The sequence below is a fragment of the Streptomyces melanosporofaciens genome, assembly GCF_900105695.1.
Classification (GTDB): Bacteria; Actinomycetota; Actinomycetes; order Streptomycetales; family Streptomycetaceae; genus Streptomyces; species Streptomyces antimycoticus.
This window is the reverse complement of sequence record NZ_FNST01000002.1, coordinates 5,938,454-5,965,093: the sequence shown is the minus strand read 5'-3', so window position 1 is coordinate 5,965,093 and position 26,640 is coordinate 5,938,454. Positions and strand designations below refer to the sequence as shown.

Genomic DNA, 26,640 nt, shown 5'->3' with positions numbered 1-26,640 from the left:
ACCGTTCCCACCGGCTCCCACCCCACCGCCTCGACCGCATCACGAAGGGTTGCTCATGGCCACCGTCCTGTCCCTCTCCGGCTCCCCCTCCGCCACCTCCCGCACCGCCCGGCTGCTGCGCCATCTGGACGCCCGGCTGACCGCCCAGGGCCATCACGTGGTGCCGCTCGATGTCCGCACCCTCCCCGCCGCCGCGCTGCTCGGCGCGGACTTCTCGCACCCGGCCATCGTCCGGGCCAAGGCGCTGGTCGAGCAGGCGGACGGGCTCGTCGTGGGAACACCGGTCTACAAGGCCGCCTACTCCGGGCTGCTGAAGTCCCTGCTGGATCTGCTGCCGCAGTACGCGCTCGCGGGCAAGACCGTGCTGCCGCTGGCCACCGGTGGCACCACCGCCCATGTGCTGGCCATCGACTACGCGCTGCGGCCGGTGCTGTCCTCGATGGGCGCGGCCCATATCGTCCAGGGCTGGTTCACCCTGGACAAGGACATCACGGTGGCCCCGGACGGCGGAGTGAGCGTGGCGGCGGGGGCCGCCGAAGCGCTGGAGCAGGTCGTCGACCAGTTCTCGGCGGCGCTCGGCCACACCACCGTCCTGGCCGCGGCGAGCTGACCGTGTCGTCCCTGCCCGAGCCCGCCCATGTCATCGCCGATGACACCGAGGCGCTGAAGGTGGCCGCGGCGCTGGCCGAGGAGTTCCGTACCGGCGCCGCCGAGCGCGATGCCCGGCGCAGGCTGCCGCGTGCCGAACTGGACCGGCTGTCCGCGTCCGGTCTGCCGGCGATCACCGTCCCGGCGGAGTACGGCGGCGCGGACGTGTCCGCCGTGACCCTCGCCGAGGTGTTCCGGCTGCTCGCCACCGCCGACGCAAGCCTCGCCCAGATTCCGCAGAGCCACTTCGCGTATCTCCATGTGCTGCGCCGTCAGGGCACCGAGGCGCAGCAGGCGTTCTTCTTCGGCGAGGTGCTGGCGGGGAAGCGGTTCGGCAACGCCCAGTCGGAGGCGGGCACCCGGCACCTCCAGGACATCCGCACCCGCCTCGCCCCGGCCGCCGACGGCTCGTACACCCTGACCGGTGTCAAGCACTACTCCACCGGTGCGCTGTTCGCCGACTGGATCCCGGTGCTGGCCCGGGCGGAGGACGACGACCTGCACGTGGCGTACGTGCCGCGGGACGCGCCCGGTCTGACCGTCGTGGACGACTGGGACGGCATGGGCCAGCGGACGACCGCGAGCGGCACCGTCCGGCTGGAGGCCGTGCCCGTCCCGGCCGACCGGGTCGTACCGCACCATCTCACCTTCCGCGGACCCCAACTGCACGGTTCCAGTGCGCAGTTGCTGCACGCGGCCATCGACGCCGGGATCGCCTCGGGGGCGCTGGCGGAGGCGGTGACCTTCGTCCGCACCAAGAGTCGCCCCTGGTTCGAGAGCGGCTTGGAGACCGCCGCCGAGGATCCGCTGCTCATCCAGCGCTTCGGCGAACTGGCCCTCCAGGTCCGGGGCGCCGAGGCCCTGCTCTCCGCCGCCGCCCGGGCCGTGGACACCGCCCGTGGCCACCTCGACGAGGACACCGCCGCCGAGGCGTCGATCGCGGTGGCCGCGGCGAAGGTGGCCGCGGCCAACGCGGCGGTGGAGACGGGCAGTTCACTGTTCGAGGTCTCCGGCACCCGCTCGGCCCTGGACGCCCTGGGCCTGCACCGCCACTGGCGGGACGCCCGTACCCACACCCTGCACGACCCGGCCCGCTGGAAGGTCCAGCACATCGGCCGCTATGTGCTGAACGGCACGAAACCACCCCGCCACGGCCTCCTCTAGCCCCGTAGCCCCCGCCCCACCCCCGCTCACCCCCGAACGGAGCCGCACCATGTCCCTCACCTTCCACTGGTTCCTGCCCACCAACGGCGACAGCCGCCATGTCGTCGGCGGCGGCCATGGCACCCCCGTCACCTCGGCCGGAGGGGACCGCCCGCCGTCCGTCGGCTATCTCTCCCAGATCGCCCGCGCCGCCGAACACCTCGGCTTCGAAGGCGCCCTCACCCCGACCGGCGCCTGGTGCGAGGACGCCTGGCTGACCACCGCGATGGTCAGCCAGCACACCGAACGGCTGAAGTTCCTGGTGGCCTTCCGGCCCGGCTTCCTCTCCCCCACCTTCGCCGCCCAGATGGCCTCCACCTACCAGCGGCAGACCGGCGGCCGGCTGATGCTCAACGTGGTCACCGGCGGCGAGAGCCAGGAGCAGCGCGGCTACGGCGACTTCCTCGACAAGGACGCCCGCTACGCCCGCACCGGCGAGTTCCTGGGGATCGTCCGCGACCTGTGGGACGGCAAGACCGTCGATGCCACCGGTGAACACCTCCATGTCGAGGGCGCCAAGCTGGCCCGGCTCCCCGACCCGCTCCCGCAGGTGTACTTCGGCGGCTCCTCCCCCGCCGCGGGTCAGGTCGCCGCCCGCCATTCCGATGTCTACCTCACCTGGGGCGAACCCCCCGCCGAGGTCGCCCGGAAGATTGCCTGGATCCGCTCCCTCGCCGCCGAACAGGGCCGTACGATCCGCTTCGGCATCCGGCTGCACGTCATCACCCGCGACACCGCCGAACAGGCGTGGGCCGAGGCACGTCGACTGCTCGACGGCTTCGACCCGGAGACCGTGCGTTCCATCCAGGCCGGCCTCGGCCGCAGCGAGTCCGAGGGCCAGCAGCGCATGCTCGCCCTGCACGGCGGCAGCCTGGACAACCTCGAGATCTACCCCAATCTCTGGGCCGGTGTGGGCCTGGTCCGCGGCGGCGCGGGCACGGCCCTGGTGGGCAGCCACGCCGAGGTCGCCGAGCGGATCGGCGAATACCACCGCCTCGGCATCGACGAGTTCATCCTGTCCGGCTATCCGCATCTGGAGGAGGCGTACTGGTTCGGCGAGGGCGTCCTGCCCCTGCTGCGCAAGCAGGGCCTGTGGTCCCATCCCTTCCAGCCCGTCGCTCCCGAACAGCCCACCGCCCAGGTCCCCTTCGCGGCGGCGGGCAGCTCCTGATGGCCCGGTGACGTCGGTCGCGCCCGCGATGAGTCCGCGGGCGCGCCGTCGGCTCAGCCGTGTGCGGCGAACCGCACGAAGAGAGCCCAACCGTCATGCCCAACGGCGAGACCGGGGCGGGTCGTGTCCTTGGAGTCCCGTACGTGGACGGCCTCTTCGGTGACGGCGACTTCCACGCAGTCGTCGTTCTGGGCGCTGCTGTAGCTGGACTTGAACCAATCGCGTTCAGGTGTGCTCATAGCGCTCCTCGCATCCGCTCCAACAGGCCCCTGGAGTCCTTTGGAGAGAGGGCCTGCGAGCGCAGTCTGGCATAGCGCATCTCGATCCTGCACACCTCTTTCGGGTCAGCGATCAGGCGGCCGTTCTGTTGCCCCTCGGAGTACGCGAAGCGCCGCCTCTCCGGGGTCTCCACTAGCCGAACGGGCCCAGCAAGGCACGCGTGCTGTTCACAGTTCGCCGGCATGATCTGAAGTGTCACGTTGCGCAAGGAGGCGAGCTCAAAAATGAGGTCCAACAGTTCACGAGTCACCTCGACTCCGCCAAGGCGGCGCATGAAGACCGCTTCCTCAACGATGAAGTCGAACGTGGTGTTGGGCCTTTCGTAGAGCAAGCGCTGCCGCTCCACACGTGCGGTGACCAGTTCCTCCAGTTCACGGTCGGTCAGTGGGGGGATGTCATTCTCGTAGAGGGCCCGCACATACCCCTCCGACTGCAACAACCCCGGCACCAGCCGACACTCATACGTGCACAGGCTCACCGCCACCCGCTCCAGCCGCGCCCACCGCCGGAACCACGCCGCGAGCCCCGGTTCACCACGCGCAAGGAATCGGGCCGCCCTCCGCAGCGCGCCCGTGTTGCCCAGGACCTCCTCCGCCCGCTCCACGAACGACTCGTCCGGCATGCGCCGCCCCAGCTCCACCGACGCCACGGTGTGCTTCGAGAATCGGACCAGCTCCCCGAACTGAGCCCGAGTGAGGCCCGCATGTTCGCGGAGGGCCTGGACCACGGCCCCGAAGGTCCGCAGACTGTCGGAGGGGTCGGGCTCCCGTTCCCCGTCACCGTCCCCGGCCACACAGGTGTTGTCGGTCGTCATACGCGGACACCTCCAGGTGCGTACGTGCGAGGGCCCCCGCGCTCGACTCACCCAGGGTGACGGATCAACGGGTGTACCGTCCACCGAACGCGCATGTACGCTGACGCTGCGTACGCGGCGCGGTGCTGGCCAAGGTCGACGATCACCCGCCACCGTGGCCCCATGAACGCAAGCACGCCCCAACTCCCCGCCACGAACTGGACCTTTACCCAACGCCTGTCCTCCACGCGGCGCGGAGCCCGGCTGGCCCGGCTGCTCGCCGTGGAGCAGCTGCGCGCCTGGCCGGTGTCACCCGACGTCGCCGATCGCGCCGTGGCGATCACCGCCGAGCTGAGTGCCAACGCGGCGCTGCACGGGCGCGTACCGGGCCGCGACTTCCGGCTCGGCCTCGTCCTCGACGGCGCCACCGAAACCCTCCGCATCGAGGTCACCGACACACGGGGCGAGCGGCAGCCCACCCTCCAGCCGACCACTCCTCCCCCGGACCGTGAAACCGGGCGCGGCCTGCTGCTGGTGGACGCGCTCGCCGACCGCTGGGGCACCGAGCCACACCATCCGGTGGGCAAGACGGTGTGGGCGGAGCTGGACTCCCGCCCCGGCTGACCCGCGGGTCGCGGGCACGGCGCACCCCTGCTCTTCGGCAGGGGTGCACTCATCGCCTGCTATGGCGGTGACGGCTCAGTCCGGCAGTCCCCACGGCTTGGCGTCGCCGACGGCCGGGACATCGCGCGGGGCCGGGTCCGGGCGGTGGCCCCGGGGGGTGATGAGGGCCGTCGCGTCGCGGGCGAGGGGGATCTCGATGCGGCCGGGGCCGGTGGTGCGGTAGCGGAGGGGGCGGCCCCGGTGGTCGCGGACGTCGATCGGGCCCGGGATGCCGTGGTGCAGGACGAGCGGGGCACCGGCCTCGCTGTGGACGCGTATCCAGCGGGTGCGCCCGCCCGAGCGGTCGGCGTCCACGAGGAAGGCGCCCTGGGTGCGCAGCGAGTGGACCGAGAGGTCGGGCCAGCGGCGGGAGACGGAGGGGAAGACCCGCAGGACGCCGTTGTGGCTCTGGACGGCCATCTCGAGGATCGACTGGGCCGCGGTCAGGGGACTTTCGGTGGCGAGGTTGCCGCCCTCGACGTACATGGTGTTCGGGGTGATCCAGGCGTTCTTGATCAGGTTGCCGTCCGTGAGGAAGGTGAGGAAGTCGAGGGCCTCCTCGGGCCGTTCCATGCGCGAGGCCATGGAGGAGGCGACGGCGTAGCTGTAACCGGCCCACAGGCTGCGGTCCTTGACCCAGTGGTCGAAGGTGGTCCGCATGATGTCCCGGTCGGCCGGGCGGTCCCAGTCCAGCTCGTGCAGCGGGTAGAGCCAGAGCATATGGGAGAAGTGACGGTGGGACTCGGTGAGCGGCTTCTCGGCGCCGATCATGATGCCGGTGGCATCGCGAGGGTAGGCCACGAGGCGGTCGAGGATCTCCCGCCAGCGCCGGGCGCGGGGGTGGTCGGTGCGGAGGATGCGCAGACAGTCCAGGAGGGTGGCGCAGCCCCAGCGGAGCAGGGAGAGGTCGTAGGTGCAGTCCTCGGCGTCCGCCCACTCCGGTGAGCGGGTCAGCGGCAGATGCAGCTTGCCGTCGCCGCCCTCGTGGAGGAAGTGGTCGTAGAAGTTCACCGCCTTGGCGAGGATCGGGTAGAGGACGTCGCGCACGATGCGGATGTCCATGGTGTGGCGGTAGCTGAGCCAGACGTTGTGCATGGCCCAGATGAGATTGCCGTTGTTGTCGGTCTTGGTGGCGGTGCCGGGGATGCCGACGGTCTTGTCGCCGGGGCGCAACAGCCAGTCGGAGGGGTGGGCGAGAGCGTAGGTGTCGCCGTCGCGGTACTCCGGCGGGACGGACAGCGGCAGATTCTTCTCGAACTCCTTGAAGGTGGACGTGACGGAGTCGAGTTCGAGGTGATTGGAGCCCTGGACCAGCCAGGTGGCGATCTGGACGTTGAGATTCCACCAGACCGCGGTCCAGCTCCCGCCGGTCTCCGGGTACCACGGCCCCCATTCGGACATCGAGGGCCCGTCGGCGCGGGTGGCGCAGGCGACCTTGTAGAGCTGGATCCAGTAGAAGCTCTGCAGCCGCTTGTCGGGTACGGAGACCAGGCTGTGCCGGTAGAAGCGGTGCCACCAGGCGCGGTGGGAGCGCACCAGGTCGCCGGGGTCGGTGGCCAGGGTCCGGGCCACCTCGCCGACGGCCAGTCGGGTGGTGTGCGACAGGTCCTCGGGGTGGCGGTAGACGATATGGGCGGCCAGCAGCCTGCCGGTGCCCACGCGCCGTTCCCGCCAGGCGGTGGTCCATCCGCCGCCCGCGATCAGCGGCTGTTCGACGTAGTGGGTGGCGCCCGCGGAGCCGGTGCGGGGGTCGGGGTTGCCCGTGTAGTCGGCGGGCTTGTCCTTGGTCCGAGGGGAGGCCGCGGGCATCCAGGTGAACGACCAGGCCGCGGCCTCCTCACCGGCGCTGGGCCGGGTGGAGATCAGCAGCGCGCTACGGGCGTTGTGCACCAGCATCGTGAAGCGGACGCTGCCCCGGGTGGTGGTGATGGTGCCGCGCAGCTCGGCGTCCCAGATGTCCAGGGTCCAGTCGACACCGGTCACCTCTCCGGCGAGGGTGAGGTCGAAGTGGCCGATGGGCAGGCGGGAGAAGCCGTAGGGGGCGCGCCACTGGGGGCGCTGGTCCTGCACCTGGGTGTGGCTGAGCATGACCTTCACGGAATTGGGCGTCGCACCCTTGTACACCACCGCGCCGAGCAGGCCGTTGGCCAGGAAGGGGCCGTCCTTCCAGTCGCCGGGCATCCGCCGCCACCGCGGGGCGGCGGCCCTGACCATCCGTTCGGGCAGGGCCGCCGCTCCGCCGGACACCTGGGGAGCGGCCCAGGCGGTGCCGGATCCGGCCGACCAGCCGCCGGCGCCGACCGCGGCGGCCGTGCCGATCACACCTCTGCGAGAGATCCCGTTCCCTGTTGGCGCGGTCACGTATGTGCCTCCCCTATCCGGTGGTGAACTACCGGCATGGTGCAGGGCACATGAGCACCTGGGAATACCTCCGACGTATAGAAATTCGGCGGGTTACGTCTTCGCAGGTGAGGCGGGCTCAGCTCCTCACATTGAGCCGTCGAGGGCCAGAGTGAGCCGATGTCTCGCCATCGGCGGTCGCGGTCACAGCTCGGCGAGCTCCGCCCGCAGCCGTACCGTCTCCGCCGGATCCCAGCCGTCGTGCGGCACCGACGACAGCAGGAGCCGGGTGTACGGATCCGCCGGGGTGTCCAGCACCCGGGCCGTCGGGCCCGTCTCGACCGCGCGGCCGCGCCGCATCACCAGTGTGTCGTCCGTGATGTGCCGTACGACGGCCAGGTCATGGCTGACGAAGACCAGGGCCACGCCGGTCTCCCGGCGGATGTCGGCGAGCAGCCGGAGGATCTGCGCCTGGATGGAGACGTCCAGCGCCGCCACCGCCTCGTCCAGGACCAGCACCTCCGGTTCCACGGCGAGCGCGCGGGCGATGGCCAGCCGCTGGCGCTGCCCGCCGGACAGACCCCGCGGGCGGGCGTCGCCCTCCCGCTTGCCCAGGCCCACCTGGTCGAGCAGTTCGGCGATCCGGTCGGTGGCGGCCTGCCCCTCGTGCCGGCCGTGCAGCCGCAGGGCGGTGCGCAGACACTGCCGCGCGGTCAGGCGCGGGTCGAGCGATACATACGGGTCCTGGAAGACGATCTGGATCTCGCGGGCGCGGCCCAGCCGGGCCGCCCTGCGCGCGCCCGGGCCGAGCGGCATGCGGCCGCCGCGTCGCCCGGGCGTGCGCCCCCGCCCGTTCACCGTGATCGTCCCCGCGTCGGGGCGCACCAGGTCCACCAGGATCCGGGCCACCGTGGTCTTGCCGGAACCGGACTCCCCGACGATGCCCAGCGAGCCGCCGGCCGGCACGGAGAACGAGACATCGTCCACGGCCGTCGTCCGGCCACCGCCCGGGAGCGCATAGCTCTTGCGCAGCCCCTGTACGACGAGTGCGGGCTCGGTCATGCGCTGCTCCTCGATACGAGTTCCAGTCGGCGGCAGGCCGCGGAGCCGCCGTCCTGCGGTCCGTCGCCGTCGCCGTCACCGCCGCCGAACGGAACTGCCACCGGCGCCCAGCTCTCGCACTCCGCCTCGGCCCGTGCGCAGCGCGGGACGAAGGGGCAGCCGGTGAAGGCGTCGGACAGGGACGGCGGGCGGCCGGGGATGGGGCGCGGTTCGCGGTCGTCGTCCAGGGTGGGCGAGCACTCCAGCAGGCCGCGGGTGTAGGGATGCCTGGGATCGGCGAAGAGCCCGTGGGCGGGCTGGTGTTCCACCACGCGGCCCGCGTACATCACGTACACGCGGTCGCAGTAGGCCGCCGCGAGGGGCAGATCGTGGGTGATGAAGAGCGTGCCCAGGCCGCTGCCGTCCCGCCGCCGCTCCTCCTGGATGCCCCGCAGCAGGGCCAGGACCTCCGCCTGGGTGGTCGCGTCCAGCGCGCTCGTCGCCTCGTCGGCGAGGAGGAGGTCGGGGCCGGTGGACAGGGCGGCGGCGATCACGACCCGCTGCAGCATGCCGCCGGACAGCTCATGCGGCCGCTGGCGCATCCGGCGCTCCGGGTCGGGCAGGCCCACCGAGGCCAGCAGCTCTACCGCCTTCGCCACCGCGGCGCGGCGGGAGAGGCCCAGGACCCGGGTGAGCGGATCGGTGAGGAAGTCGCCGATCCGGCGGACCGGGTTCATCGCCGAGCGCGGGTCCTGGAAGATCATGGAGACGGTGTGGGAGCGGTGCCGGCGCAGCCGGGCCGGGTCCATGGAGAGCACGTCCTCGCCGTCCACCCGTACGGAGCCGGAGGTCCGCGCCCCGTCGGGCAGCATCCGCAGCACCGCCCGGGCCGTCGTGGACTTGCCGGAGCCGGACTCGCCGACCAGGCCGACCACTTCACCCCTGCCGACCCTCAGCGACACCTCGGCGAGCATCGGCCGGGCGGCGGCGCCTTCCGGCAGCCGGATGGTGAGATCCTCGATGTCCAGCAGCATGGCCGCCTACCTCCCCTTGCCCAGCCGGTCCGAGACCCAGACCCCGACGATGTTGAAGGCCACCACGACGGCGGCGATGGCCGCGCCCGGTACGAGGGCCGGCAGCAGCGCCTCCTGCACCACGGCGTCCTGCCCCTCCTGCACCATCAGCCCCCAGTCGATCGAGGGCGATCCGGCGCCGAAGCCCAGATAGCTGAGGGTGGCCAGGCTCATCAGCCCCTCGCCGAAGAGCACCACGAGATAGCCGACGAGGGCACCGGCCAGATTGGGCACGAGGTGGCGTACGCAGATCCGGGTCCCGCTCATGCCCTGGACCCGGTAGGCGTCGATATACGGCTGGGACCGCTCGGCGAGGGCGAGGCTGCGGGTGTAGCGCGCGATGGTCGGCGCGTAGGCGAGCCCCAGGGCGACGATCGACGTGGTGAGGCCGTCGCCGAAGACCGCGATCACCAGGACGACGAAGAGCAGGCCCGGGAAGGCGTACATCACATCGGTCACCCGCGAGAGCAGGGTGTCCACCCAGCCGCCGCGCCACGCCGCGACCGTGCCGATGGTGACGCCGAGCAGCGCGGCCAGCGCGAGCAGGGCCAGGGGCGCCAGCAGGCTGGACCGGGCGCCGTACAGGACCCGGGAGAGCAGGTCCTGTCCCGAGGCGTCGGTGCCCAGCGGATGGTCGGAGGTGGTCCCCGCGAGCGAGGCGGACAGGTCGACCGCGTCGGGCGCGTGCGGGGCGATCAGGGGAGCGCATACCGCCGCCACCACGACCAGGGCGAGGAAGCCGCCCGCGAGCATCACCTGTATCGGCCGTCGGGTCCGTACCCGCACCGGGATCAAGGCCCCGGCAGTCACCGTCGTCATGCGGTCTTTCCTTCCGGCTTGCGTCCCGGTGTGCCGCCCGGCGCGACCCGGGGGTCGATCAGCGGATGGACCAGGTCGACCAGGGTGGTCACCACGACATAGCCGATGACCATCAGCAGCAGCACCGCCTGGGTGACCGGGAAGTCGTGGGTGGTGATGGCGCTCACCAGCAGTGAGCCGACGCCGCTGAGGCCGAAGGCGGTCTCGACCACCACCGTTCCGGCGAGCATGCCCGCCATGACCAGGCCGCACATGGTGACGATGGGGCCGAGCGCGTTGCGCAGCACATGGCGGACGACGATCTGGCGCTCCGTCTGTCCGGAGGCGCGGGCGGCCTCCACGTGGTCGGAGGCGTATGCCTCGGCCATCGCCTGCCGGGTGACCCGGCTGATCACGGCGAGCGCGCTGAGGGCCAGCGTGAACGCGGGCAGCGTCAGATGGTGCAGCCGTCCGGTGAGCCCCTCGCCCTGGCCGGTCACCGGGAACCAGCCAAGACGCACCCCGAACAGGGAGACCAGCGCGATGGCCGCGACGAAGGCGGGGACGGAGGCGGCGAGTGTGGTGCCGCCGACGACCGCCGAGTCCACCCAGCCGCGGCGCAGCGCGGCCAGCACCCCGGAGCCGACGCCCAGCACCACGAAGAACACCGTGGCGTAGGCGACGAGTTCCAGGGTGGTCGGCAGCCGGGCGCCGATCAGGTCGGCCACGTGGTCGCGGTACTGGAACGACCGGCCCAGGTCGCCCTGGAGGCCGTCCCACAGCCACCGGCCGTACTGGACGACGAGCGGATCGTCGAGGTGGTGCTCCGCGCGGACCGCCGCGAGCTTCTCCGGGGTGAGTTCCTGTCTGCTGCCGGAGAGAAGGACGGCGGGGTCCCCGGGGGCCGCGTAGACGGCGGCGAAGATGACGAACGAGGCGGCGAGCAGCGTGGCGAGCAGGCCGGCGATCCGCCGCGGCAGTCCGCGGATCATGGTGTCAGCCCTTCTTCGTGCCGAGGTCGGCGGCCCACGGGTAGTACATCGACACCATGGACGCCGGGGGGCCGGTGTACTTGTCGCCGAGCACCATCACCGAGGGCACCTGCACCAGCGGGATCCACACCGCGTCGTCGGCGAACTTGGCCTGCGCGTCGATGACGAGCTTCGCGCGCTCGCGGTCGTCGATGGTCTGCTGGGCCTTGCCGACGAGGGCGTCATAGCCCTTGTCCGAGTAGCCGAGCCAGTTGTTGGCGTTGCCGGTGATGCCGTTGTCGTAGAAGCCCGCCGGGTCGGCCTTGGAAATGTACCAGTCGACCGGGATCAGGTCGAAGCCGTCCCGGGACTTCGGGTCGGAGAAGAACTCGTCGTAGCGGCTGGAGGCGATCGTCTTGACGGTCACCTTCAGCCCGATCTTCTGGGCCGCGCCGCGCACCGCGTTGGTGATGACCGTCTGGCTCTCGCTGCCGTCGCTGGAGACGACGATCGGCTCGCCGGGCGCACCGGCCCGCTCGACCAGCTTCTTCGCCCGCGCGATGTCGCCCGACGACGGCGAGGCGGTGTAGGCGCCGTTGTGCTCCAGGTCCTTCTGCGCCTTCTGGAAGGCGGCCTTCTCATAGCCCCACGCCCCGGGGCCCACGGGGGTGGCCCAGGGCTCGGCGAGGCCGTTGAAGCCGGACTTGGCGATGCCCTTACGGTCCATGGCCAGCGACAGCGCCTTGCGCAGCCGGGCGTCCTTCAGCGCACCGCTCTTGGTGGGGCTGAGCGACCAGGCGGTGGTGCTCTGTCCGTAGTAGGCGCGGATGCCCTTCTTCTCGGACAGGACGGCGGCGGGGCCGGTGGCCGTCAGATAGGCGCCGTCGGCGGCACCCGTGGAGATGGAGTTGACCAGTGCGCTGCCGGAGGCCCAGCGGAAGACGACCTCCTTCGTCAGCGGGCGGACGCTCCCGTCCCAGTAGTCCGCGTAGCGCTCGATGGTGAGGGCGGAGCCGGAGTCCCAGCTCTTCAGCTTGTACGGTCCGGTGCAGGCGTCGGGGTGGCCGGGGGTGCCGAAGTCGTCGCCCTGCTTCTCCACCGCCTTGCGCTCCATGATGATCCCGGCGTCACCGGCCAGGGCCTTGGTGAACAGGGCGCTCGGCTTCTTGAAGGTGATGGTGACCTCGGACGGACCGGTCTTGGCGATCGTGTCGACGTCCTCGTACTCGTCCGACTCGTTCATCTCCGGCCGGGCGTGCCGCTTGAGGCTCCACACCACGTCGTCGGCGGTCATCTTGGCGCCGTCGTGGAAGGTGACGTCGTCGCGGAGGGTGAGGACGAGCTTCTTGTCGCCGGTGTACTCGGCCTTCTTCGCCAGCCGCGGTGTGGTGGTCATGTCGGGCCGGAGCAGGAGCAGCCGCTCGCAGATGTTGGCCATCACGGTGCGGGTGCTGCTGCCGCCCTGGGCGTCCATGTCCAGGGAGGCGGGTTCCTGTTCCACGAGCCAGTTCACCGTGGTGGCCGCGCCGGTGGCCTTGGGCGTGGTGTCGGTGAGCTTGAGCTTGGCGGGATTCACGGTCGCGCCGCCGGACCCGGAGGCCGCGCCGGAGCACCCGGCGGTGAACAGCAGGGCTCCCGCGAGGCCGACTGCGGTGGTACAGAGCTTGGTTCTCATGGCAGGCTCTCTGGTCGTTCGGACGTGAAGACGCGTCAGTTGGGGGCGTGCGGACCGTCGTAGAGGTTCCAGGGCAGGTGCTGGTATTCGTGGTCGCAGGGGGTGCCCGGGGTCACGTGGTAGTCGCCGGTGGTCAGGTCCACGCAGGAGGACAGCAGCGTCGCCCACCACTTGACCTCGGGCTGCCGGGTGTCGGGGTGGGTGCACAGCCCCTCGGGGTGGCCGAGGTGGTCGGACATGGCCTGGTGGATCAGCTTGCGCGACTCGTCCGGCGCGGTGGCCTCGCGGAGCCGGCGCAGACCGGCCTCGGCCCGGGGCACCCGGATCAGCGAGTCGGAGGACTCGGGGCGGTAGCGGGCGGCGAGTTGGACGGGGACGGTGGTCTGGTAGTGGTTGCCGTGGACGAGCAGCCCCTCGGTGGGATACATCCAGCCGTGTGCGCCCGGCGTGGTCTCCAGGTCGAGGGCGAAGCCTTCGCGGCAGGTCAGCAGGGCGTTGCTGGCGATGTGGCCACGGGTGCGGCACAGCACGTCGACCGCCCCGCTGATCGACTCGCTGTCCAGGACACGGCGGCGGATCACGGTCTGGGGCAGCCCGATGGCGTCGTCGAAACGGCCGCCGAGACCATTGGCGTTGAGGGCGACGCCCGCGGAGTTGGCGCCCTGGCGGCCGATCTGCCCGGCCTCCACCTGCATGATCACGGTGGGGTGCGGGGGCTGGACGATCCGGAGCATCATGACGGTGTCCGCGACGCCCGCCCGCCAGTCCCAGTTCTGGCCGCAGTAGACGTGGCCGTCACCGCTCGCCTCCCCCAGCACGGCGAAGGACGTACAGCCGTCGGTCACCTCCCGGTCGTCGGTGACGTCCGCCGGGGCCTCCGCCCGGGCGCGCATCCGGGCGAAGGTCTGGTCGTAGATGATCTCGCCGCGGGCGTTCAGCGCGAGCACGTCCAGGAGCCCGACCCCCGCCCCGTCGGCGATCCCGCCCATCTCCTCGACGAGTTCGGGCGCGTAGGCGCGCACCGGCTTCAGCCAGCGCTCGGCGCGCGCGGTGACCTGGTCCCAGGTCAGCCCCGACGATTCGCCGAACGCCTGCTCGTAGTAGCCGAGCGCCGCTCCGATTCTTCCGCGCGCCGCCTCGCCGTACTGGCGGCCGCGCTCGGCCGGCGGGCCGGAGATCTCGACGATGGGGAGGGTGGCGGCTGTCATGGCACTCCTGTGTTCTGAGGCCCGGACCCACGAGGGGCTGTAATGTTGGTTTCAGAAATCCGCGTTCTTGGAACGATGAGCCCAGATAGTAATGTCCGTCACAGGGAAGTCAATAGCTGTAATGAGCGAACCGAAAAACGTTACCGGGGCGACACGGCTGGCCTCCGCGGTCCGGGACATGTGGGGTGAGCTGTCCGCTTCCGAGCGGGTGGTGGCCCAGTACCTGGTGAGCGCCCCGCCGGAGAATCTGCTCTTCGCGAGCGCACAGGAGCTGGGCGCGGCCAGCGGCACCAGCAACGCCACCGTCGTCCGCGCCCTGCAGCGCCTCGGCTACGCGGGGCTGCCCGCGCTCAAGCGGGAGCTGGCCGCCGGCTTCACCTCCGCGACCGCCCCCGAGGAGCGGCTCAAGCAGCGCATCGCCCACGTCGGCCGTCACGATCTGGACCAGGTCAAGGACCGGGTCTTCGACGAGGCCGCGGAGCGTCTGGACCAGTGCCGCCGCCTGCTGGAGACGGATGTGCTCAAGCAAGCGGTGCAAATGCTGGCGGACGCGCCCGAGGTGGTCGCCTACGGCGTCGGCGCCTCGGAACTCGCCGCCCGGCATCTGGTGCTGAAGCTGCGCCGAGCCGGCCGCCGGGCGCGCTTCGTCGGCGCCACCGGCTTCACCATGGCCGACGAACTGCTGGGGCTCGGCCGCGGAGACGCGGTGGTGATCCTCCATCCCGGCCGCCGGCTGCGGGAGTTCACCGTGCTCATCGACCGGGCGCGGGCCGTCGGCGCGGGCGTCGTGCTGGTCACCGACGTCCCCACGGGCCCGCTGGCCACCCACGCCGATGTGGTGATCAGCGCCCCGCACACGCCCACCGGCATCACCGCCGAATCGCTGGCGGGCATCGTCGTCATGGACACCCTCGTCCTGGCCCTCGCCTCACTGGACGAACCCCGGGCCGTCGAAGCATCCCATCAACTCACCGTGCTGCGCGGTCAGTTGATCGACCGGGCCGAGCCCCGGCCACGCAAGAGCTGACCACGGGCCGGACCCCGCGGCCCTCGAGGATCAAAGGACGCCATGCACCGCGAACCGCCGCCCGTCTGGCCGGACGGGGCCCGCTGCGCCGTCATGCTCAGCTTCGACGTGGACGGCCCCACCCTGTGGCTCGACGACCGCTCCACCGGGCGATGCGACGACGCGCGGGCCTTCTCCATCGGCGCGTACGGCCCCTGGAGGGGCGCCCCGCGCCTGCTGGATCTGCTGGAGGACCGCGGGCTGCCCGCCACCTTCTTCGTCCCGGGCAAGATCGTCGAACAGTGGCCCGCCCTGGTGAAGGACATCGCCGCCTCCGGCCATGAGCTCGGCCATCACGGCTGGCTGCACGAGACCTTCTTCGACCACCCCCGCGCGGCCCAGCGCGACATCATCGAGCGCAGCCAGGACCGGCTGGAACGCACGGCCGGGGTACGGGCGGTGGGGTTCCGCAGCCCCAGCGGCGACATCGCCGCCGACACCCCGTCACTCCTGGAGGAGCTGGGCTTCTCCTACTCCAGCTCCATGCGCGGCGACGACCGGCCCTACCGCTGGGAGATCGACGGCCGCACCACGGACCTGATCGAGATCCCCGCCCACTGGGAGCTGGACGACTACCAGCAGTTCGTCTACAACGAATCCTCACCCGAGCCACCCGGCCTGGACCGCATCGCCGGCACCCTCGCCACCTTCGACAACTGGCGCCGCGAGTTCGACGGCTACCACCGCTGGGGCCTGTGCTACGTCCTGATGCTGCACCCCCAGGTCATCGGCAAACCCCAGCGGGTACGCGCCCTGGAGCGCCTGCTGGACCACATCGGGCGCACCGGCGACGTGTGGTTCGCCACGGGCGCCCAGATCGCCGACTGGTGGCGGTCGCAGGCGCAGCCCCCGAGGAGCGTGGCATGACGAGGACGGACCCGCCCACCCACGGCAGCGGCGGTACCGTCGGGACTGGCAGCACCGGAGTCCGGCGGCGGCAACCGCGCCCGCGGTGGCCGGAGGGCGCCCGCTGCGCGGTGGCGCTGACCTTCACCCTGGACGCCGAACTGTTCTGGCTCCGGCTGCACCCGTCCGCCCGACACCGGCCCAAGACCCTCGGTCTGTGCTGGATACCGGCCCTCGACCCGCAGTCCATCGGCAAGCCGGGGCGGGCGCTGCTGCTCGAGGAACTGCTGGACCACATCCGCGGACACGACGACGTGTGGTTCGCCACGGGAGCACAGGTGGCCGAGCACTGGCGACGGACGGCGAGTCCGGGGCCGGGGTCGGAACCGGACGCCCACCCGCAGCGGGTGCGGGCCACCTGGCACTCCTCCCCGCCGCCGCCGACGGGGCCATGACGCTGCGGAGGAGGGCGGGCACGGCCGCGTGCGCGGGTGGCCGCCGACAGCATCGCGTCAAGACTGCCCGTCCCCGCGTCAGCGTCGCGTCAGGGACCGGCTCCCTCCGCCGGGCGCGGGACTTACCGTCCTGTCCGGGCCCCGGTCCGCTGTCCGGTCCGGAGCCTTCCCCGCTCCCCCTGGAGGCACGTCATGACCAACCGTCTGTACGGAGACGACCCCGAGCCCGACGAACCCGTCCCGGCCGGACGCGTCCTGTACGTCCCCGTCCGGCCGGGGCCCGCCGGCCGCGCCGTGCGCATCTTCCGTACCCCCCATGGCGGCCGTACCGCTGTCGGCTTCTCCACCCGGCGGCAACTGACCGCCGTCCTCGGCACCCGGCAGCCGTGGATCCGGCTCGGCGAACCGGCGCTGCGCGCCCTCACCGAGCCGCTCGGCGCCACCTCGCTCACCGTGGACCCGCGGCTCGCGGTCCGCGAGGTCGCACCGCCGGCGCCGGAGCGCCGCGACGGCACCCCGCCCACATGGCGCCCGCAGTCCGCCGGCGCCCTGCGGGTGGCAGGGGCCGCGGCCCTCGTCGGGATCCTCGGCGTGTGGCTCGGTTGAGGGAGGACACCATGGTCACGCCACTGATCGCCGGCACCGAGCCCCGCCCGCCCCACACGCCGCCCCTCGACGACGCGCTGTCCGTCTGGCCCCCCTCGACCACCGCACTCGCCCACGGGGACCTGGCCGTCGGCGGAGTGTCGCTCACCGAGGTCGCGGACCGCTTCGGCACCCCCGTGTACCTCCTCGACGAGGGCGAGGTCCGGGCCCGCTGCCGCGCCTACCACGACGCCTTCCCGGAGGCGGCCGTCCTCTACGCCGCCAAGGCGTTCCTGTGCCGCGCCATGGCGCACTGGGTGGAGGAGGAGGGCATGGGCCTGGACGTGTGCTCGGCCGGCGAGCTGGAGCTCGCGGTCACCACCGGTTTCCCGCCCGAGCACATCGTGCTGCACGGCAACGCCAAGAGCCCGTACGACCTTCAGGCCGCCCTGCGCTTCGGGGTCGGGCGCATCGTCATCGACAGTCCCTCGGAGATCGCCCGGCTGGCCGTCGCGGTGCCCGAGGGCAGCCGCCAGAGGGTGATGGTCCGGGTCGCCCCGGGCATCGCCGCGGGCGGCCACGCCAAGGTTCGTACCGGCACCGACGACCAGAAGTTCGGCCTGTCGCTGGCCGATGGCTCGGCGCACCACGCCATCGCCCGGATCCTCGACCAGCCACATCTGGATCTGGTCGGCCTCCACTGCCATCTGGGTTCCCAGATCACCTCCGCCAAGCCCTATCTGGCGGCCGTACGGCGCATGGTCGGCCTGCTGGCCCGGGTCCGGGACCAGCACGGGATCACCCTGCCCGAGCTGGATCTGGGCGGCGGGTACGGCATCGCCTACCGCCCCGGCGAGCCCGCCCTGGACATCGCCGCGCTCGGGCCCCGGGTGCGCGCCGAACTGGCCGACAGCTGCGCGGCGGCCGGGCTGCCCGTGCCCCGGCTGATCATCGAACCGGGCCGCGCCGTCGTGGGACCGGCCGGGATCGCGCTGTACCGGGTCCTGGCCGTCAAGCGCACCGGGCATCGCACCTTCGTCGCGGTGGACGGCGGGATGAGCGACAACCCCCGCCCGGCGCTGTACGGAGTGCGCTACGCGCCCCGGCTCGTGGGCCGCGCCACCAGGGCCCCGCTCGCCACCGCCACCGTGGCCGGACGCCACTGCGAGGCCGGCGACGTGCTGGCGGGCGAGGCGGAGCTGCCCGGCGACATCCGCCCCGGCGACCTGCTCGCGGTGCCGGTGGCGGGCGCGTACCACCTGTCCATGGCCTCCGGTTACAACCTGGTCGGCCGCCCGCCGGTGGTCGCCGTCGCCGACGGGAGGGCTCGGCTGCTGGTACGGCGCGAGTCGCTGGACGACATCCGCAGCCGCGACGTCGGTCTGTAGCCGCCGAAGGTCAGCGACGACGGCCTCGGCCCGCATATCTCCCCGGCGTACGCCTATGAACAGGTGAACCGGGTCGCCGAGACCCGCGGTCCGCGACCGTGCACGCGCTCGTCACCGCCCATGTCGAGGAGCGCGTCCTCGGCTTCCTGGGCGAGCGGCGGGTGAACGTCGTCCAGCTCAACGCCGCACTGGCCGACCGCCGATGAGGCGCTTGCGCCTGGCGAGCAGGAGGTCGAGGTCGACGGTGATCGCCATCAGACCACCTCGGCCAGCTCGCTCTGCAGATCCGTCGCCTTGCGCAGCAGGCTGCGCATAATGACCATGATCATCGCGAACGACACCCCCATGACGACGGCCACGACGGCGCCGCCCAGGGCGCCGATGACCTCCATGCCGTCGTCGGGAGAGGGGATGTCGGTCAGCGCCAGATGCCCGGTGACCCCGACCGCCAGCAGCGTGGCCACGACCGAGGACCCGATGATGGCATCGACCCATCGGAAGGCCATCGGCGTGAAGATCGCACCGCGCCGGACCATGGCGAGCAGCATCCACACCGCGACGAGCGCGACTTGCACACACGCGACGCCGACGATCGCCACCGTCACATAGGGCGCGGCGAACGGGGCGTAGGGCGGGAAGCGGTCGACCTCGTCGGCCGCCGTCGTCGGTATCACGACGATCTGGCCGAAGAGTCCGGCCAGGATCGCTGCGACGAGGCCGGCCCGGAGTGCGACGATGAAGAGTCGGTGCATGTATCGAATATCGATTGATTTCGATCGACAGTCAATCGAAGCCCGGCTTGGAGTAGGCCGAATTCGGCGGCCTACCGCGTGAGTTCCATGCGCAGGACCTTGGCGCTGCGCGCCCGGCCGTCCGGAGGCAGTGCGGTGGTCCCGCCGTCGGTGATGAGGTACGCGACGCGTCCGTACTCGCCGGGACCGCGGCCCCAGACGATGCTCGACGCTGATCACCGCCACGGTGCCCGGCTACATCCTCCGACTCGCCACGCTCGGCCCCGGCGCGGTCGACGGCCTGCCCGCCACCGCCCGGGCGCTGTGGCCGACACCCGAATCCCCAGCGGCTGCCGAGGGATCGCCGCGGTCCTGACCCGGCCCTGACCCGGAACCTCGTTCAGTAGACTGGACCAGCCAGTCCAGTCGAGAGGGGACGTCATGCACAAGGAGCTGACGGCAAAGGGGAAGGCCACCCGGGACCGGATCATCGAGGGCGCGGCCGCGGTGCTGCGCGAGAAGGACGTGTCGATCGCCACCCTCGACGACGTCATGGCGCGCACCCGCACCAGCAAGAGCCAGTTGTTCCACTACTTCCCCACCGGGAAGGACGAGCTGCTGCTGGCGGTCGCGCGCTACGAGGCCGACCAGGTCCTGGAGGACCAGCAGCCGTACCTCGGGTGCCTGGACTCCTGGGAGGCGTGGCAGCGGTGGCGCGATGTGGTGGTCGAGCGCTACGAGGAGCAGGGCGAGGAGTGTTCGCTGGGCTCGCTGGTCCTCCACCTGGGCCGCTCCACGCCGGGCGCCCGGGATGTGGTGGTCGCGTTGATGCGTCAGTGGCAGGCGAGCCTGGCCACCGGCATCCGGGCCCTGCAGACGGCCGGGCACCTGCCCGCCGATCTGGACGTCGAGCGCCGCGCGGCCGCTCTGCTGGCGGGCATTCAGGGCGGCGTGGCGATTCTCCAGTCGACCGGCCGGGCCGACCATCTGCGGGCCGCGCTCGATCAGGGCATCGGGGATCTGCGGCGCGCCGCGGCCTGATCGGGGCAGTGGCGTACGGGCAGGTCACCCCTGGCACCGACGGCGGCGAATGGACTTGCAAGTCCATTTTTTTCTTCGCACAGTGGCATGGCCCCCGGACGGATCCGGGCGGTGCCCGCGCGTCCGACCTGACCGAGATCGAGGTCGCGTCCCGCGGGACCTCGATGGTGCGGGTAACGAGCGTGGCAGGAGCGCGTGATGAGTGGACGGCTGCAGGACAAGAGGGCTCTGGTCACCGGTGCGACCAGCAACATCGGACGGGCGATCGCGGAGATGTTCGCCGCCGAGGGCGCGCATGTGATCGTGTCCGGGCGCAGCGCCGAGCGGGGCGCCGAGGTCGTCGGCGCCATTCGCGCGCGGGGCGGCCGGGCCGACTTCGTACAGGCGGATCTGGACGGGAGCGCCGCGGCGTCCCGCGCCCTGGCCGAGGCGGCGACGTCCGCTCTGGGCGGGAACATCGACATCCTGGTCAACAACGCCGGTGTCTACCCCGGTGACAGCACCGTGGACACCGATGAGACGGCCTTCGACCGGGTCTACGCGGTGAATGTGAAGGCGCCGTTCTTCCTGACCGCCGCGGTCGCTCCGGCCATGGCCGAGGCCGGTGGCGGGGCGATCATCAATCTGGGGTCCTGGATCGCGCGGCTGGGCATCCCCGTCGGCGCGCTCTACAGCTCCTCCAAGGGCGCGGTGGAGACCCTGACGCGCGCCTGGGCGGCCGAGTTCGGCCCGCGCGGCGTGCGGGTGAACGCGATCTCTCCCGGAGTGGTCCACACGCCCGTACCCGGCGAGGTGCACCCGGGCGACGTCATGATGAACGGCACCCCGGCCGGGGGCGTCGGAAGTCCGCAGGCCATCGCGCACGCCGCGGTCTACCTCGCCGGTGACGAGGCCGCGTTCGTCCACGGCATCGTGCTGGACGTCGACGGGGGTCGCACCACGGCGGCCGTCATCGCGGCGTAGCGCCGCACGGTCGCGGCCCGGCGTACGCGCAGTGCCGCGACCCCGGTCCGACGAGTGGGCCCGGACCCACGGGGCGCCGCGCTAACCCCGCGCGGCGCCCTCGCTCGCTGTCCGGGCGAGGGTGTCCGCCACCGTCGCGCACGCGAGCCGGACCACGGAGCGCAGTTGCGCGTCCGGCGTACCGGCGCGGCTCAGCACGGCCAGCGACCGATTGACGGCGACGACGTACGTGGCGAGCTCGTCCAGCACCTGAGGGTCGGCCGAGGCCGCCAGCGCCTCGCGCACCCGACGCTGGTCTTCGCCGTCTACGCGTCGGGGACGGTGCTCGCCCTCATGGTGTTCGCCTCGCTGTCCGATGCCGCGAGCCTGGCGCCGGCCCTCCTCGCCCTCGTCGTCACCCCGGAGACCGTCACCGCGCGGCGCCGCCCCACGGTGTCCGTGCGCCGTCCGACCGTCCCCGGCCGACCGGCGGCGCGGGCCGAATTCCTGCGGGCCGCCACGGCCGTCCTCGCCGCGTTCGCGGTCAGCGGGCTGTTCTCGTCGCTGGTGCCGTCCTTCCTCCGGGAACGACTGCACGTCCACAACCTCGCGGCCGTCGGCGCGGAGGTCGGGCTGCTGTTCCTCATCGCCCTGGCCGCGCAGTGGCCGCCCCGGCACGGTGGATCTCCGGGCGCTGGGCGGCACCGGCGTTCCTCATGGCGGGCGGCGCGGTGTTCGAGACCGGGCTGTGGACACGGTCACTGGTGACGTTCGTCGTCGGCACGCTCCTCGCGGGTACCGGCATCGGCCTGGCGTTCCGCCGCGGCATCGCCGTCACCCAGCGGCCGGCCGATCCGCGGCGCAGGGCGGATCTGCTCGCGACGTACTTCCTGTCCGCCTACACCGGCACGATCGCGCCCACGCCGGCCCTGGGCCTCCTCGACCAGGCCATCAACCAGAACGTGGCGACCCTCATCCTCGCCATCGCCGTCGTCGCGACGACCCTCGGCGCCGCGCTGAGACGCCCCGCCACCTGAGCGACGGTCACCCCGCACACCCCCTCCCGTGCAAGGAATCATCGTGAGTTCCTCCCCCACTCCCCGGCCCACGCCCGAGGGCCCCCGCTCCGCCGCCCGGGCGCCGGGCCTTCCGGACGGCTTCACCGACACCTTCACCAGCCGCTACGTCGACACCGGGCGCGTGCGTCTGCACGCCGTCACCGGCGGTGAAGGACCCGCGCTGCTGCTGCTGCTGTGCGGCTGGCCCGGCTCGACCGGCTGGCCGTCGCCGAGGCCGCCATCCCGGGACTGTCCCCCTCACCGCCGCTTTTCGGCAGCGGGGACGCCAACGACCGCCTGTGGCACTTCGGCTTCAACCTCCTCCCCGACCTCAACGAGCAGTTGGTCAGCGGCCGGGAGAGCTCTACTTCGGCCACCAGTTCGCCACGAAGGCCGCGAAGGCACTGCCCGACCACACCGTCCGGCACCACGTCGACACCCTCGCGGCCGACCCGGAGGTCCTGCGCTCCAGCTTCGCGTTCTACCGTGCGCTGGACACGACCATCGCGCAGAACCAGCAGCGCAAGGCCCGGCGGCTGACCCTCCCCGTCCTGACCCTCGCGGGCGCGGAGAACCTGGGCGAAGCGGTCGGCAACACGATGCGGCTCGCCGCGGACGACGTGGAGAGTCATGTTCTGCCCGGCTGTGGCCACTACCCCGCCGAGGAGGTCCCGGAGGCGATGCCGGCCGCGCTGACCGCCTTCCTGGCGCCGTACCGGGACAGCTCCATCACTCCGCAAAGGGCGCGGCGAGCACCAGATCCTCCACGGTGGGCACCGAGAAGTCGGGGATATGACGGCGGCCGACCTCGGCGAAGGGATGCATGAGCTCCGCCATGGGCTTGGTGCGGCACAGCGAGAGGATCGTGTCGATCGCGTTCTTCTTGAACCCCTTCCTGGGGAAGGTGGTGAGCACGTCCTCGAGAGCGTCGGACGGGATCTGCTGGAGGTCGTTCCCGGCGAAATCCATACCGGAGCCGACGGAGACCATGGCGATCTCCGGCCTCTTCCGCGTCGCGATGCCGACGTTGGTGTGCAGGGCGATCGCGTCCCAGACCAGTTCCGCCCGCTCGGCCGGCACATGACGTTCCGTCAGGAACTTCCGTGCGGCGTCGGCGCCGTCGACCTCGAAGCGCTCGGTCGGGGTCCGGAACGCCTCGATCAGTCCGAGGTCATGCAAAACCGCGGCGACGAATACGAGTTCCCGGTCGTAGGTGACGCCGCGCCGGTCGAATACCAGAGCGCCGAAGAGATACGTCCGCAGGGAATGGTTGAAGATCGTCTCGGAGCACACTTTCTGTGCGTAGGCCGCGACTTCCCGGGCCAGTTGGCTGTCGGGAATGCGGACCCCGGCCACGGTCGAGGGCAGGGTGCGCGGGGTCGACTTCGCCCCCGTGGTGCGTGCGGCGGCAGGCGCGGTGGATACCGCGGTGGCGAGCGCGGATATCGCTCCCACCGCGGCGATACCGGCGCCGTGTTGCAGCATCGTACGCCGGGCGAATTTCTTTGCGCTCTTGTTCTCGTCGGTCATCCGAGGCGCTCCCTCATCGGCGGTTGATTAACCGAGAGCCTACGAATGCGTCGTCGAGTCACACAGCGGCGAGAATGCCAAACAGCTCCCGATTCTCGCCACCTGGGGTGCTCAGAACATGCGGGGCTGGCCCGAGGAGGCCCGGAGTCCGCCGTCGACCGGGATCTGGACGCCGTTGACGAACCGGGCATCGGCACTGGCCAGGAAGGCGATCACGTCGGCGACCTCCTCGGGCTCGGCCGCGCGCTGCATGGGGATGCGCTGGCGGAACGCGGCCATGGCGGTCTCGCTCTCCACCACGGGCGTGGCCATCTCGGTGGCGGTGAGGCTCGGGTGCACCGCGTTGACCCGCACACCTTCGGCGCCGTGGTCGAGCGCCATGGCGTGGGTCAGGTTGACCACCGCGCCCTTCGCGGCGTTGTAGGCGGCCAGACCCCAGTCCCCGCCGAGGCCGGAGACCGAGCCGACGTTCACGATGTTGCCGCCGACGGCACGCAGATGCGGCAGTGCGGCCCTCGACATGAAGAAGGTGCCGTCGGCGACGACGCTCATGACCTGCCGCCAGTCGGCCGTGCCGATGTCGCCCACGGTGCCGACCGCGGCCACCGCCGCGTTGTTGACCAGCACATCCAGACGGCCGTACTCCCCCGCCACGCCATACTTCATACCTAGTCCGCACACGGCGGCGGTCAGTCGAGGACGACCACCATCTTGCCCTTGCCCTCGCCCGCCTCCATCACGCGATGTGCTTCGTGGATGTCCTCGAAACGGAACACACGCGAGGGCTTCGCCTTGAGGCGGCCCGCCGCCACCTGCTCCGCGATTGCCTGGAGCGGCACATCGGAGAGCGGGAAACCGGGCGTCCCGAACACAAAGCTGCCGAAGAAGGTCAGATAGACGCCGCTTGCCATCTGCAGCAGCGGGTTGAAGTCCCCGATCGGGTCGAGCCCGCCGAGCCAGCCCGCCAGGCAGGCACGGCCGCCCCGGCGCAGCATGGCCAGCGAGTCGAGGATGGTGGTGTTGCCCACCAGGTCGAGCACCGCGTCGAGCCGCTTGGCTTCGGGGATCCGCTCGGAGAGGTGCGGCTCCTCCAACTCGGCTCGCTCCACGCCGAGTTCCTCCAGCAGGACGAAGCGCTCACGGTTGCGCGAGGTGCCGATGACGCGGGCACCGGCGTTCACCGCGAGGTTGACGGCGGCCTGGCCGAAGGCCGAGGTCGCTCCCCGGATGACCAGGGTCTGCCCCGGGGTGATCTCCAGATTGCGGAACAGGCATGTCCAGGCGGTCGCGTAGGTTTCCGGGATGACGGCCAGCTCGGCCCAGGGCAGGTCGGATTCGATGAGTGCCACATTCGACGCCGACGCCCGGGTGTATTCCGCGTAGCTGCCGTTGATGGTGCGTCCGAGGCCGCCCATCAGCGCGGCGACCTTCGCCCCGACGGGGAACTCACCGCCGGGGCACGATGCCACCAGCCCCACGCATTCGATACCGCTGACCTTGGCGGCCTCGGCCCACTCGCCCCTGCGCATATGCATCTCGGCGTGGTTGAGGCCGAAGGCCTTGATGTCGATGACGACCTGACCGGCCTCGGGCTCAGGATCCGGTAGCTCCGTGTAGACGAGGCTCTCCGGTCCTCCGAACTTCTCGATCACGATGGCACGCACCATATGGCTCCGGGTGTCGGCGAGACCCCTTTTCACCGTAGCCCCGCGGATGGCCGCTGGCGATCGGGCAAAACCCGGCGCGGTGGCGCCCCTTATGGGGCCCATAAGGGCAGGCTGTGGCCGGTCGTGGATCGAGCGTTCCCACCGTGGTGCGATAGGCACATGGACCTGCGGGAGTTGCATTCCTTTGTGGCAGTGGTCGAAGAGGGCGGTTTCTCGGCCGCGGCGCGGCGGCTGCACGTCAGCCAGCCGGCGCTGTCCCAGACGGTCAGCGCTCTGGAGCGGGAGCTCAGGGTGAAGCTGCTGGTGCGCAGCAGCACCGGGGTGCGGCCCACGGACGCGGGGGCCGCCCTGCTCGGGGAGGCGCGGGCGATGCTCGCCCGGCGTGATCAGGCGCTGCGGACGATGGCCCGGTACACCGGCGGGGGCGGAGGGGTGCTGCGGATCGGCATTCCGCTGGAGTTCCCCTCGCGCCTGCTCGGTCCCGCGCTCACCGAGCTGGCCGAGGCATGCCCCGACACCCGGGTCCAGGCCCGGCATCTGTCCACCTCCGAGCAGCTGGCCGCGCTGCACGCCGGCGAGCTCGAACTGGGGTTGCTGCGGGAGCGCCCCACCGGGCAGGAATTCGACGCGATGGTGGTCAACAAGGAACGGCTGGGCGTGCTGGTGGCCGCGGAGCAGGCGGCGGAGCTGGCCGGGCCGGAGGGCATCCCCCTGGAGGCGCTGGCCGGGCTGGAGTGGGTGTCCTTCCCGCGTGCGGACAGCCCCGCCTGGTACGACGAGCTGACGGCGATCCTGCGCAGCCACGGCCTCGATCCGGGAGTGCAGGCGCCCAAGGGACAGCGGCTGATCGCGGAGGTGAAATTTGCGGCCGTCAGCGCCGGGCGGGCCTTCGCGATGGCTCCACCGGACTGGTCGCAGCCCATTCCCACGGGAGTGGCGTGGTCGCCGCTGGTCGGCCATCCGCTCCTGCGCCGGACGTGGGCGGTGTGGTCGGCCGATTCACGGCGCCAGGATCTGGGGCGGCTCATCGCCGCGTTCGAGCAGCCGGCCGCCGGTTAGCCGACCCCGGACAGCGCCGACAGGGACCGGTGCCCGGAGTCAGACGGCGACGCGGCCGCCGTCGACGGGCACAACCGCGCCCTGGACGAAGCTGCTCGTCTCGTCGTCGGCCAGGTACACGATCGCCGCCGCGATCTCGGCGGCGGCCGCAGGCCGCCCTGCGGGCGCCTGGGCGGCCAGGCGCTGCAGGTTCTCCTCCGTCTGGGCGGTGGTCTCGGTCCGTGTGGGAGCGACCTGCACGGCGTCATAGCCGGATCCCTCCGCGACGGGCCAAGGGCGTTGCACACGCCCCGGCGGGCGCACACCGGCCGGGCCCCGCAGGGCCCCGGACGGCGCTCTGGTCCGCGCGGCCTTCTCCTCGGGGGCACGCCCACGATGGCCGCACGTCCACAGCAGCATCCGCGACCGG

30 protein-coding genes and 1 pseudogene are annotated in these 26,640 nt (G+C 71.7%); 16 read left to right on the top strand and 15 right to left on the bottom strand.

All coding sequences use genetic code 11. The features are described from left to right. Window positions 1-55: 55 nt before the first annotated feature. Genes ssuE through BLV72_RS28700 form a run of 3 tightly spaced genes read left to right on the top strand, consistent with a single transcriptional unit; the run spans window position 56 to window position 3,022 of the window. Window positions 56-610 carry an NADPH-dependent FMN reductase gene (ssuE, locus tag BLV72_RS28710; protein WP_093465855.1) on the top strand — a complete coding sequence of 185 codons (555 nt, stop codon included), beginning with the start codon at window positions 56-58 and terminating at the stop codon, window positions 608-610. A gap of 2 nt (window positions 611-612) precedes the next feature. Further along, window positions 613-1,812, top strand: coding sequence for an SfnB family sulfur acquisition oxidoreductase (locus BLV72_RS28705; protein ID WP_093465853.1), 1,200 nt, complete (start codon window positions 613-615; stop codon window positions 1,810-1,812). A gap of 49 nt (window positions 1,813-1,861) precedes the next feature. Next, window positions 1,862-3,022, top strand: coding sequence for an LLM class flavin-dependent oxidoreductase (locus BLV72_RS28700; protein ID WP_093465851.1), 1,161 nt, complete (start codon window positions 1,862-1,864; stop codon window positions 3,020-3,022). A gap of 53 nt (window positions 3,023-3,075) precedes the next feature. On the opposite strand, the gene BLV72_RS28695 is transcribed toward BLV72_RS28700, so the two are convergent. After that, a complete protein-coding gene (locus tag BLV72_RS28695; protein WP_093465849.1) occupies window positions 3,076-3,261 on the bottom strand; it encodes a DUF397 domain-containing protein in 186 nt (61 codons plus the stop codon). Beyond that, window positions 3,258-4,115, bottom strand: a complete 858-nt coding sequence (locus tag BLV72_RS28690; RefSeq protein ID WP_093465847.1) for a helix-turn-helix domain-containing protein — start codon at window positions 4,113-4,115, stop codon at window positions 3,258-3,260. Before BLV72_RS28690 ends, BLV72_RS28695 begins: the two co-directional genes overlap by 4 nt. Window positions 4,116-4,277: 162 nt before the next feature. On the opposite strand from BLV72_RS28690, the gene BLV72_RS28685 reads away from it, so the two are divergent. Beyond that, window positions 4,278-4,718: an ATP-binding protein gene (locus BLV72_RS28685; RefSeq protein WP_093465845.1), complete on the top strand. Its 441-nt coding sequence runs from the start codon at window positions 4,278-4,280 to the stop codon at window positions 4,716-4,718. Between the two features lie 75 nt (window positions 4,719-4,793). Here the strand turns inward: BLV72_RS28685 and BLV72_RS28680 are convergent, their stop codons facing one another. From BLV72_RS28680 to BLV72_RS28650, 7 genes are all read right to left on the bottom strand, one after another. Further along, complete coding sequence (locus tag BLV72_RS28680) at window positions 4,794-7,118, bottom strand: glycosyl hydrolase family 95 catalytic domain-containing protein (protein WP_093465843.1); 2,325 nt, start codon at window positions 7,116-7,118, stop codon at window positions 4,794-4,796. Between the two features lie 183 nt (window positions 7,119-7,301). Then, window positions 7,302-8,159, bottom strand: a complete 858-nt coding sequence (locus BLV72_RS28675; RefSeq protein WP_093465841.1) for an ABC transporter ATP-binding protein — start codon at window positions 8,157-8,159, stop codon at window positions 7,302-7,304. After that, window positions 8,156-9,172: an ABC transporter ATP-binding protein gene (locus tag BLV72_RS28670; protein ID WP_093465839.1), complete on the bottom strand. Its 1,017-nt coding sequence runs from the start codon at window positions 9,170-9,172 to the stop codon at window positions 8,156-8,158. Before BLV72_RS28670 ends, BLV72_RS28675 begins: the two co-directional genes overlap by 4 nt. 6 nt (window positions 9,173-9,178) lie before the next feature. After that, window positions 9,179-10,030, bottom strand: coding sequence for an ABC transporter permease (locus tag BLV72_RS28665; protein WP_093465837.1), 852 nt, complete (start codon window positions 10,028-10,030; stop codon window positions 9,179-9,181). Further along, on the bottom strand, window positions 10,027-11,001 hold the full coding sequence (locus BLV72_RS28660) for an ABC transporter permease (RefSeq protein ID WP_093465835.1): 975 nt from the start codon (window positions 10,999-11,001) through the stop codon (window positions 10,027-10,029). Before BLV72_RS28660 ends, BLV72_RS28665 begins: the two co-directional genes overlap by 4 nt. A 4-nt stretch (window positions 11,002-11,005) precedes the next feature. Beyond that, window positions 11,006-12,655, bottom strand: coding sequence for an ABC transporter substrate-binding protein (locus BLV72_RS28655; protein WP_093465833.1), 1,650 nt, complete (start codon window positions 12,653-12,655; stop codon window positions 11,006-11,008). A 35-nt stretch (window positions 12,656-12,690) separates the two neighbouring features. Next, window positions 12,691-13,863: a C45 family autoproteolytic acyltransferase/hydrolase gene (locus BLV72_RS28650; RefSeq protein WP_093465831.1), complete on the bottom strand. Its 1,173-nt coding sequence runs from the start codon at window positions 13,861-13,863 to the stop codon at window positions 12,691-12,693. Between the two features lie 121 nt (window positions 13,864-13,984). On the opposite strand from BLV72_RS28650, the gene BLV72_RS28645 reads away from it, so the two are divergent. From BLV72_RS28645 to BLV72_RS28620, 6 genes and pseudogenes are all read left to right on the top strand, one after another. Further along, window positions 13,985-14,890: a MurR/RpiR family transcriptional regulator gene (locus tag BLV72_RS28645; RefSeq protein WP_093465829.1), complete on the top strand. Its 906-nt coding sequence runs from the start codon at window positions 13,985-13,987 to the stop codon at window positions 14,888-14,890. A gap of 42 nt (window positions 14,891-14,932) precedes the next feature. Beyond that, complete coding sequence (locus BLV72_RS28640; protein ID WP_093465828.1) at window positions 14,933-15,796, top strand: polysaccharide deacetylase family protein; 864 nt, start codon at window positions 14,933-14,935, stop codon at window positions 15,794-15,796. After that, a complete protein-coding gene (locus BLV72_RS28635) occupies window positions 15,793-16,230 on the top strand; it encodes a hypothetical protein (protein ID WP_093465827.1) in 438 nt (145 codons plus the stop codon). The genes BLV72_RS28640 and BLV72_RS28635 overlap by 4 nt, the downstream gene beginning before the upstream one ends. Before the next feature lie 192 nt (window positions 16,231-16,422). Beyond that, window positions 16,423-16,836 carry an SAV_915 family protein gene (locus tag BLV72_RS28630; protein ID WP_093465825.1) on the top strand — a complete coding sequence of 138 codons (414 nt, stop codon included), beginning with the start codon at window positions 16,423-16,425 and terminating at the stop codon, window positions 16,834-16,836. Between the two features lie 11 nt (window positions 16,837-16,847). After that, window positions 16,848-18,203 (top strand): diaminopimelate decarboxylase, encoded by a 1,356-nt coding sequence (gene lysA, locus BLV72_RS28625; RefSeq protein WP_093465823.1) that lies wholly within the window; start codon window positions 16,848-16,850, stop codon window positions 18,201-18,203. Between the two features lie 63 nt (window positions 18,204-18,266). Beyond that, window positions 18,267-18,409: pseudogene (locus BLV72_RS28620) on the top strand (potassium-transporting ATPase subunit C). Between the two features lie 48 nt (window positions 18,410-18,457). Here the strand turns inward: BLV72_RS28620 and BLV72_RS28615 are convergent. Beyond that, complete coding sequence (locus BLV72_RS28615; RefSeq protein WP_093465821.1) at window positions 18,458-18,955, bottom strand: DUF2975 domain-containing protein; 498 nt, start codon at window positions 18,953-18,955, stop codon at window positions 18,458-18,460. Between the two features lie 420 nt (window positions 18,956-19,375). Here BLV72_RS28615 and BLV72_RS28610 point away from each other — a divergent pair, with 420 nt between their 5' ends. Together BLV72_RS28610 and BLV72_RS28605 are read left to right on the top strand one after the other, a co-directional pair. After that, a complete protein-coding gene (locus BLV72_RS28610) occupies window positions 19,376-19,975 on the top strand; it encodes a TetR/AcrR family transcriptional regulator (protein WP_093465819.1) in 600 nt (199 codons plus the stop codon). 198 nt (window positions 19,976-20,173) lie between these two features. Continuing rightward, complete coding sequence (locus tag BLV72_RS28605; RefSeq protein WP_093465817.1) at window positions 20,174-20,938, top strand: SDR family NAD(P)-dependent oxidoreductase; 765 nt, start codon at window positions 20,174-20,176, stop codon at window positions 20,936-20,938. 81 nt (window positions 20,939-21,019) lie between these two features. On the opposite strand, the gene BLV72_RS28600 is transcribed toward BLV72_RS28605, so the two are convergent. Next, window positions 21,020-21,223, bottom strand: coding sequence for a hypothetical protein (locus BLV72_RS28600; protein ID WP_244321045.1), 204 nt, complete (start codon window positions 21,221-21,223; stop codon window positions 21,020-21,022). Window positions 21,224-21,271: 48 nt separating this feature from the next. Here BLV72_RS28600 and BLV72_RS48860 point away from each other — a divergent pair, with 48 nt between their 5' ends. From BLV72_RS48860 to BLV72_RS51580, 3 genes are all read left to right on the top strand, one after another. After that, window positions 21,272-21,685, top strand: coding sequence for a hypothetical protein (locus BLV72_RS48860; protein WP_208906122.1), 414 nt, complete (start codon window positions 21,272-21,274; stop codon window positions 21,683-21,685). Further along, the gene (locus BLV72_RS48855; protein ID WP_244321044.1) at window positions 21,682-21,954 is read left to right on the top strand and encodes a hypothetical protein; all 273 of its coding nucleotides are present in this window, start codon (window positions 21,682-21,684) and stop codon (window positions 21,952-21,954) included. The genes BLV72_RS48860 and BLV72_RS48855 overlap by 4 nt, the downstream gene beginning before the upstream one ends. Window positions 21,955-22,274: 320 nt before the next feature. Continuing rightward, entirely contained in the window at window positions 22,275-22,802 is a 528-nt protein-coding gene (locus tag BLV72_RS51580) for an alpha/beta fold hydrolase (protein ID WP_342030679.1), read from the top strand. Here the strand turns inward: BLV72_RS51580 and BLV72_RS28585 are convergent. The 3 genes from BLV72_RS28585 to BLV72_RS28575 all read right to left on the bottom strand — a co-directional run bounded on the left by BLV72_RS28585 (window position 22,705) and on the right by BLV72_RS28575 (window position 25,157). Next, window positions 22,705-23,505 (bottom strand): HD domain-containing protein, encoded by an 801-nt coding sequence (locus BLV72_RS28585; protein ID WP_093465815.1) that lies wholly within the window; start codon window positions 23,503-23,505, stop codon window positions 22,705-22,707. The genes BLV72_RS51580 and BLV72_RS28585 overlap by 98 nt on opposite strands. A gap of 111 nt (window positions 23,506-23,616) precedes the next feature. Further along, the gene (gene budC, locus BLV72_RS28580; protein WP_244321042.1) at window positions 23,617-24,171 is read right to left on the bottom strand and encodes a meso-2,3-butanediol dehydrogenase; all 555 of its coding nucleotides are present in this window, start codon (window positions 24,169-24,171) and stop codon (window positions 23,617-23,619) included. A gap of 23 nt (window positions 24,172-24,194) precedes the next feature. Further along, the gene (locus BLV72_RS28575; protein WP_244321040.1) at window positions 24,195-25,157 is read right to left on the bottom strand and encodes a zinc-binding dehydrogenase; all 963 of its coding nucleotides are present in this window, start codon (window positions 25,155-25,157) and stop codon (window positions 24,195-24,197) included. 174 nt (window positions 25,158-25,331) lie between these two features. Between BLV72_RS28575 and BLV72_RS28570 the strand changes: the two genes are divergently transcribed. Continuing rightward, window positions 25,332-26,231 (top strand): LysR family transcriptional regulator, encoded by a 900-nt coding sequence (locus BLV72_RS28570; RefSeq protein ID WP_093465813.1) that lies wholly within the window; start codon window positions 25,332-25,334, stop codon window positions 26,229-26,231. Window positions 26,232-26,270: 39 nt separating this feature from the next. Here the strand turns inward: BLV72_RS28570 and BLV72_RS50195 are convergent, their stop codons facing one another. Further along, window positions 26,271-26,471 carry an SDR family oxidoreductase gene (locus tag BLV72_RS50195; RefSeq protein WP_342030678.1) on the bottom strand — a complete coding sequence of 67 codons (201 nt, stop codon included), beginning with the start codon at window positions 26,469-26,471 and terminating at the stop codon, window positions 26,271-26,273. Window positions 26,472-26,640: the final 169 nt, after the last annotated feature.